6 protein-coding genes are annotated in these 7755 nt (G+C 36.6%); 4 read left to right on the forward strand and 2 right to left on the reverse strand.

The genetic code is table 11. The features are described from left to right. The first annotated feature begins 106 nt into the window (after nucleotides 1-106). Nucleotides 107-880 carry a sigma factor gene (locus tag HMPREF0381_RS01520; RefSeq protein WP_154647066.1) on the forward strand — a complete coding sequence of 258 codons (774 nt, stop codon included), beginning with the start codon at nucleotides 107-109 and terminating at the stop codon, nucleotides 878-880. Next, nucleotides 877-2322 (forward strand): anti-sigma-I factor RsgI family protein, encoded by a 1446-nt coding sequence (locus HMPREF0381_RS01525; RefSeq protein ID WP_008750095.1) that lies wholly within the window; start codon nucleotides 877-879, stop codon nucleotides 2320-2322. Before HMPREF0381_RS01520 ends, HMPREF0381_RS01525 begins: the two co-directional genes overlap by 4 nt. Before the next feature lie 127 nt (nucleotides 2323-2449). Here the strand turns inward: HMPREF0381_RS01525 and HMPREF0381_RS01530 are convergent, their stop codons facing one another. Beyond that, a complete protein-coding gene (locus tag HMPREF0381_RS01530) occupies nucleotides 2450-3238 on the reverse strand; it encodes a hypothetical protein (protein WP_154647067.1) in 789 nt (262 codons plus the stop codon). Between the two features lie 280 nt (nucleotides 3239-3518). On the opposite strand from HMPREF0381_RS01530, the gene HMPREF0381_RS01535 reads away from it, so the two are divergent. Further along, nucleotides 3519-5282 carry an ABC transporter ATP-binding protein gene (locus HMPREF0381_RS01535; RefSeq protein ID WP_040461018.1) on the forward strand — a complete coding sequence of 588 codons (1764 nt, stop codon included), beginning with the start codon at nucleotides 3519-3521 and terminating at the stop codon, nucleotides 5280-5282. Nucleotides 5283-5318: 36 nt separating this feature from the next. Then, nucleotides 5319-6467 (forward strand): M20 family metallopeptidase, encoded by a 1149-nt coding sequence (locus HMPREF0381_RS01540; protein ID WP_008750098.1) that lies wholly within the window; start codon nucleotides 5319-5321, stop codon nucleotides 6465-6467. Between the two features lie 124 nt (nucleotides 6468-6591). On the opposite strand, the gene HMPREF0381_RS01545 is transcribed toward HMPREF0381_RS01540, so the two are convergent. Beyond that, nucleotides 6592-7755 (reverse strand): ABC transporter substrate-binding protein (locus HMPREF0381_RS01545; RefSeq protein ID WP_008750099.1); only part of this gene is annotated, 1164 nt, incomplete at its 5' end.

The raw sequence follows: 7755 nt of genomic DNA on the forward strand, positions 1-7755 counted from the left end.
TATACTCGGAATTAAAGTGCTGTTGCAAAAGACCTGTCGGTCAAGGAAAAGTAATTGTTGTTGACTGTAAATCAGGCAAAATGTTATGCCTTTTGGGAGATCTTGCGTGTTTATATTTGCTACTAATCAATTTTTAGATTCTGTGTTTAAGGCACAGACGGATGAAAATTATATGAATACTTTTATAAGTAAGCATAAAAAATTTATTTTAATAAGTGCTTTTCGAGCAACGAAACGTTTTATATCAGAAAATGATGATGAATACTCTGTAGCTATGATTGCCTTTTGTGAAGCGATAAAATCCTATGAAGAGTCCAAGGGAAGCTTTAAGGGCTTTGCTTTTTTGGTAATCAAAAGGCGTTTGACAGACTATTCCCTTTCACAGGCCCGCTTTCAAAAAGAGCTTTCTGTTGAGCCTGCCTCTATGGATGGCGAAATCGAAAATGAAGAAGAAGTCAGTGCCTTACAAATAGAAATACGACAAAGATCTGTAGAAATATCTGCGGCAGAGGGTATCGGTGTGGAAACTCCGGGTTCAACCCCTATGCAGGATGAGATTGCAGCAGTACAAAATCTGCTTTCAGGCTATAATTTTTCTTTTTTTGACCTGACAGAATGCTCTCCAAAGGCGGAAAAGACAAAGATAGCTTGTGCAAAGGCGGTAGCTGTACTTTTGCAAAATCCGACTCTTTTCAAAAAAATGCAAACCACAAAAACACTTCCTGTTAAGGATATTTCATCAGGCAAAGATATTTCTGTAAAGATTTTGGAAAGACATAGAAAATATATTATAGCAGCGGCAGAAATTATGCAGGGGGATTATCCTCTGCTGAAAGAATATATGAGTTATATCAGAAAGGCATTGGAATCAGAACTATGAAAGCAGTAGTACTGGAAATCAAAGAAAATTGGGCTGCCGTTCTATGTGAGGATGGAGTCGTTAGAAAAATTAAAAAAGGTAAGCTCTCTGTCGGGGATTCTTTGGATATAAGTCCTGAAAGCCGTGGTAAGATACTTTCACTCGGCTCATTTAGAAGATATATTGCCGGCAGCGCTGCGGCACTATTGTTGCTTACCGTCGGAGCAGGTGGAGCATACTCCTATAACACCGTTTTGGCATGCTCCTATGTGTCCTTGGATATAAATCCGTCAATAGAGTATACCTTGAACAGACAAAATTATGTAATTAAGGTAAAGGGACTTAATGAAGAAGGACAGGGAATTGTGGATGAGTTGATGAAGACATCACTGCATCATGCCACATTGGAAGAAGCTTTGGAACAAACAAAGCTGATTCTTTCACAAAAAAAATATCTAAACAGTGATGCCGGCGAATATGTGTTGATAAACGTGTCTGCAAACAATACCGGACGCATGGATACTTTGCAAAAGGAGGCTTTATCAGCATTTAGTACAGAGCAGACACAGGGTAAATTAAATCTTGTACTTACAGGCTCTACCTTAAAAGAACATAAAACAGCAAGTTCCTTAGGCATTTCCACAGGAACTTATCAGCAGATTCAATATATTAAAGCGAAGTCCCAAAAGGATGGGAATGAATCATCCACCGATGCTAAAACTTTTGCAATACAGCCGGCAGATATTGTGAAGTATAAAAACTACACAGTTTCAGAGCTTTTAGAATCCTCAGGACAAACCGGAAACTCAAATAATACTATCGAGACTTCCGTGGAAACCGGGCAGTCTGTTGATTTGCAAAGTTCATCAGCTTTACAGGAAGAAAAAAATAATCAAAAGAGCATGGAAACAGATTCTAACAAGATGCCGGAATCTTCTAAGAATAATAAAGAACAGTCAGCTTTGCAGACAGAAAAAAATACAGGAAGGGAGCAGGAGATAGAATCTCAAAATAAAAGTAAGTCAAATGATAAAGCTCCTAAAAATTCTAAAGATAAAAGTCTTGAAGGAGGACAAAGTACACAAAGTAATAAGTCGCAGCAAAGCAAAGGTTCAAGACAAAGTAATGAGTCACAGCAAAGCAGCCCGATACAAAGCAGTGTGCCACAACAAAGTACCAGTCCTATAAAAGGCAGTGAGTCACAGCAAAGCAACAGCCCTATAAAAGGCGGTGAATCACAGCAAAGTAACAGCCAGGTAAAAGGTAATGAGTCACAGCAAAGTAACAGCCTGATAAAAGGCAGTGAGTCACAACAAAATAACAGTTCAATACAGGGCAATGAGCCTAAACAAAATGGCAGTTTGCCACAAAGCAATGACTCAAATAATACTTCACCGCAGAGTAATGCTTCGTCACAAAGCAATGATTCAATGCAGGATAATACTCCTAGAAGTATGAGATAAATACCCGAAATGAACAGGCTGACAACAGAGCCTCTTAATCTGTTTTATTAAATATAATACCTCATAATATGATTGTTAAAATAATACAAAAATCGCCGGAGTGTAAGAAGCCGGCGATTTTACTCTATTAGCAATTTTTTCTATATTTCCTATATAAAATGATTACCACTGAAAAAATAGCAACTGTGCCTCCAGCCAAAAATAAAAATAAAATTCCTAGGCCGGTTGTATGGGTATTCTTACCGCCTGTATAACCGAAAGCATTACTTGGTGATGCACCGTTGTTAGACTGGTATAAAGCTATAAAATGCTTGATTTCATCAAAGGTATACCACCCCTTGTGTACGGAAACCGTATCTCTCTCAATATCGACTAAAACTCCTATTTTTAATGAATTATCATCAAAAACTTTCACCAATAAGTAAGAACCAAATGGCGTTGTTCTGTCCTGACCAAGTAACAGTATATTTTTTATGCTACTGTTATATTGTTCACCCAGAAGGTCAGACATTAGAGTGATCGTTGTATAATTTTTGTCTTCATAAATGAAATTCATGGATTCAAAAAGCTTACCACTATCATCATAAGAAAGCACTCTCTCAAAATATTCATCTGAAGGTTGCCATTCTGTTACAACCCAGTTTGAATATTTCATATCAATAGTATTTGCATTTGACTCAAGAACAAGTTCTCTAAGTTTATCCTCTGATTTTATCTTGCTGACAGGCACCGCATTGTAAACAAAGAATATCTCTGTATTATCTACAATACTTTGAGTAGACTCCCCGTTTTTTGAAAGAGTATTTATCAAAACATCATTTGAGGGGGGAGTGAGAGCAAATGAATTGATGCATATATTTAAAGAAAAAATACAAAAAAATATAAATGCCGATATCTTTGCAGTTTTATTATTCACCTTAACCTCCATTTCTTTGCCGGAAGGCAAAACAAACAGTTATGAAAAGTATTTTCACGCCAAGTACTTATCTATAGGATAGTTTATTTGAGAATTATAATCAAGATTTAAACATTACTGTATTCGTAAAAAAGTATAATTATTCTCTAATGTTTCCATAATCAAAGATTTAAAATGGAATATACCAATGCAGATATATTTTTACATATATAAAAATGGTGTATTTTCTTATTCTAAAAGATGTTATACTAAAAGGGTTGAAAATAAAAAGGAGATTTCTATGTCAAAAACTTATACCAATTCATATTTACTTAAGAGGTTTTTACCTTATTACAGCAAATATTATCCTACACTTATACTTGATTTGATATGTGCCGGATTTTCTACAATGTGTGATTTGGTACTGCCGATAATACTGAGATATCTGACAAATACTGCAAGGCAAAATATAGAGCTGATTACTCTAAAACTTATAATAACACTTGGAGCAATATTTGTATTGCTTCGTATAATAGATACCATAGCCAATTATTATATGCAAAATATCGGGCATGTTATGGGTGCACAGATAGAGACTGATATGAGATATGATATTTTTTCTCATATTCAACAGCTGCCGTATTCATATTATAACACCAATAAATCCGGTCAGATTTTATCACGTATAACCACGGATTTGTTTGAAGTTACGGAGTTTTCACATCATTGTCCGGAAGAGTTTTTTATTGCATTTGTAAAATTTGTTATTTCATTTGTGATACTTATAAATATAAATATTCCGCTGACAGTGATTATATTTATGATGATACCGATTATGGTGATTTTTATGTCTTCTGCCAATAAAAAGATGAGAGCGGCACAAAAAGAGCAAAGAAATCATGTCGGTGATATAAATTCAGGTATTGAGAATAATATACTTGGTGCAAAGGTGGTTAAGTCTTTTGCAAATGAGGATTTGGAAGTGGAAAAGTTTCATAGGGAAAACTTGAAATTTTTGGATATTAAAAAAGTGTTTTACAGGCATATGGCAAATTTGCAGGTGGTCTACAGGATTTTTGACGGTATCATGTATTTGACGGTTATTGTGCTTGGAAGTCATTATATGAAAATCGGAGTTATAAATGCCGGCGATATGTTTTTATACACTCTTTATATCAATATGCTTTTAAATACTGTAAAAAGAATTGTTGATTTTATGGAGCAGTTCCAAAGAGGGATGACGGGTATTGAAAGATATATTGAGATAATGGATGTAAAAAACGATATTATTGACAAGGAAGATGCCGTTATACTGGATGGTGTAAATGGTGATATTGAGTTTAGGAATGTAAGCTTTTCATATCCTCAAAGTGATGTAAAGATACTTGATAATATAAGTTTTAATATAAATAAGGGCGAAAATATTGCTCTGGTAGGCTCATCCGGAGTCGGAAAAACCACAATATCCAATCTTATACCCAGATTTTATGAGGTCAGCGGCGGTGAGATACTGATAGACGGCAGGGATATTCGTGATATTAAGCAAAAGTCGCTAAGAGATAATATCGGTATAGTCCAACAGGAAGTATATTTATTCTCCGGCACTGTATATGAAAATATCGTGTACGGAAAAAAGGATGCAAGTTTTGAAGAGGTCAAAAGGGCCGCAAAAATGGCGGGTGCCTATGATTTTATTATGGAGCTTGGAGATAAGTTTGATACATATATAGGTGAGCGAGGCACCAAGCTTTCAGGAGGTCAAAAGCAAAGAATCAGTATAGCAAGAGTATTTCTTAAAAATCCTCCGATACTGATACTTGATGAGGCAACATCGGCACTTGATAATAATTCTGAGGCTATAGTGCAGCAGTCTCTTGAAACACTCAGTGAGGGAAGGACTACAATCACCATAGCGCACAGACTCTCAACTATAAGAAATGCCGATAAAATCTTGGTGCTTACTGAAAACGGCGTAGAAGAGTCCGGTACACATGAGGAATTACTGAGTAAAAAGGGAATATATTTTAATTTTTATAATAAAAATATAGATGAATTAAAAGAATAAGCTTTTAAGCCACCTAGATGGCGGAATGGAGAGATTATGCAGAATATTTTTGAATTAATAAATGAAGATGAGTTGGTGGACATATTTTCAAAGGCGGTAGATATAAAAAGCACAAATCCTAAGGGAAATGAAAAACCTATGTGTGAATATGTGGAAAGTCTGCTAAAGGAAAATAATATAGAATATTCATCAGTGCCTGTGGAAGAGGGCAGATATGATATTATAGCAAAAATAAGGGGATGTCAGAATAAGGATGCCTTGGTATTTACCGGACATATGGATGTTGTTCCCGTATCGGATGATGAGATGAAAAGATGGAATACTCCGCCATTTACCTCGACTATAAAGGACGGTAAATTATATGGCAGAGGAAGTGCGGATATGAAAAGCGGACTTATATCTGCGATTTATTCAATGATACTGCTGAAAAGAAATAATATCACTCCCAAAAGAGATATAATACTTGCCGCCACCATTGATGAGGAAAATCTCATGAAGGGCTCCAAGGCATTGCAGGATAATGAGGCGTTTAAAAATGCAAAATATCTTATAGTATGTGAGCCTACAGATATGAAAATATGCAATGAGCAAAAGGGAAGGACATGGGCGGATATTTGTGTGCATGGAATGACTGCTCATGGTTCACAAAAAGGTGTAGGAGAAAATGCGATATATCTTGCAATAAAGCTGATTGAAAAGATAAAGCATACAGAGTTTAAGGAGTATCCGGACACATTTTGGCGTACACTTGCTATAAATGCGGGTGTGGAGCCGCAGGTAGTACCTGACAGATGTGTATTTACTGTAGATGCAAGACTTCAGGTGGGACATGAGCCGGCTAAGATATGGGAAAAGCTTGAAGAGCTTATACAGGAAATAAAATCTGAGAATCCGCATTTTGACGCTACCTATGAGATAGAGGATATGAGAACTTCATGGCATACAAAAAAAGAGGATGAATTGATACAGGGTATTATGTCATCACTGAAAAAGCTTGATATAAATCCTGTTTTTGATACATTCACAGGCTCTACAGATGCCAGTATGCTTATAAAAAATAATCTGATACCTGTAATCATAGGTCCCGGGGATTTGTCTGTGGTGCATAGGGAAAATGAATATGTGGAGCTTAAGCAACTTTTTGAGTCTTGTAAGTTGTATATTGATATAATGACCGGATTATAAGAAAATCTTATAAAGAAAGGACTGTTCAGTATAAGTCCCGGCAGTTACAAGGCTTTTTGGTCTTGTAACTGCCGGGATACTTTATTTGTATTAAGGTTGCCTATTTCAGGCAGTCTTAAATATTTTAATAATATGTTCTACCCACACCCTTTACAGGATTAAGTATTGAGTTGACATCTTCCTCTGTGAGATCCATGCCATAGAACTTCTTATAATATTCTTTGATTTTTTCATCCATGTTTATATCCTCAAACTTTTCAGGGTAGGTTGTTTTTGCAATCCACCAAAGAGAAAGCGGAGCATCGGTTGAAGGCGGCCACCAACGGTGCATACCCAATGGAAATTTATAAACCTGCTTATTTATAACCGCAGGTACTCCGCTCCAGTCTGCACCTTCAACTGTGGTGTTATTATAAAAATCTTCCGGGAAGAAGTCGGAGAGAGTTGAGATAAACATTATGTCGGGTGCCCATGAATACACCTGTTCCATATTTACATTTCCCTGTGTTCCTTTACCTACATTGATACCTCCGGTTACAGAGATCCAATAATCACTGAAACCTCCTAAGGTAAAGTTGGTACTGCTGTAATGACCGATCATCAATACTTTTTTTCTTTGATCCTCAGGAATATCTGCAAGTCTTTTATTGATTTCATCCTGAGCTTCCTTGGCATATTCTGTTATACCGGTAACCTTACTGCCTTCTTCAAAGACCTGTTCCATAAGGCTTATCCATGCATTAAGTGTTTCGATAGTATTGGGACCGTTAGGGGTAACTGTTGAAAATCCGACAGCGGGTATTCCGGCATTTACAAACTGCTGTCTTTCTTCCTCTCCGCCTGCATAAAATACCACATCCGGCTTAAGTTTTAACAACTCTTCCATATTAAGCTCACCGCCTTTGTAATAATCTATGGAAACATTCAATATATCAGGGGCATATTTTGCCAGAATGGAATTTTTTGCCGCATTTAATGAGTCAGGAGGCATTGAGATAAGTCCGTCCACATTTCCGCCCTTATAAACCGCATATACTGAAGGCAGAGGGAGAAGCTTGTGTATTGCAATTCTTTTAATATCTTTTGCAGGAGGTAGCTCCACATCAAAACCAAGCTGATCCTTAATTATACGGGTACCCTTAGCTTCTTCTTTTGAACTGCTTTCGTTTTCGCCTGTAGAAGTCATGGCGGATTCGCTTTTTGATGAAGTGGTGCTGTTACTTGAAGATTGGCATGCAGCTGTGGCAAGCATCACAAATCCCACAGCCAATAAAAGCAGACTTTTTTT

Origin of the sequence: Lachnoanaerobaculum saburreum DSM 3986, from assembly GCF_000185385.1 — a bacterium.
In the GTDB taxonomy this organism is placed as follows: Bacteria; Bacillota; Clostridia; order Lachnospirales; family Lachnospiraceae; genus Lachnoanaerobaculum; species Lachnoanaerobaculum saburreum.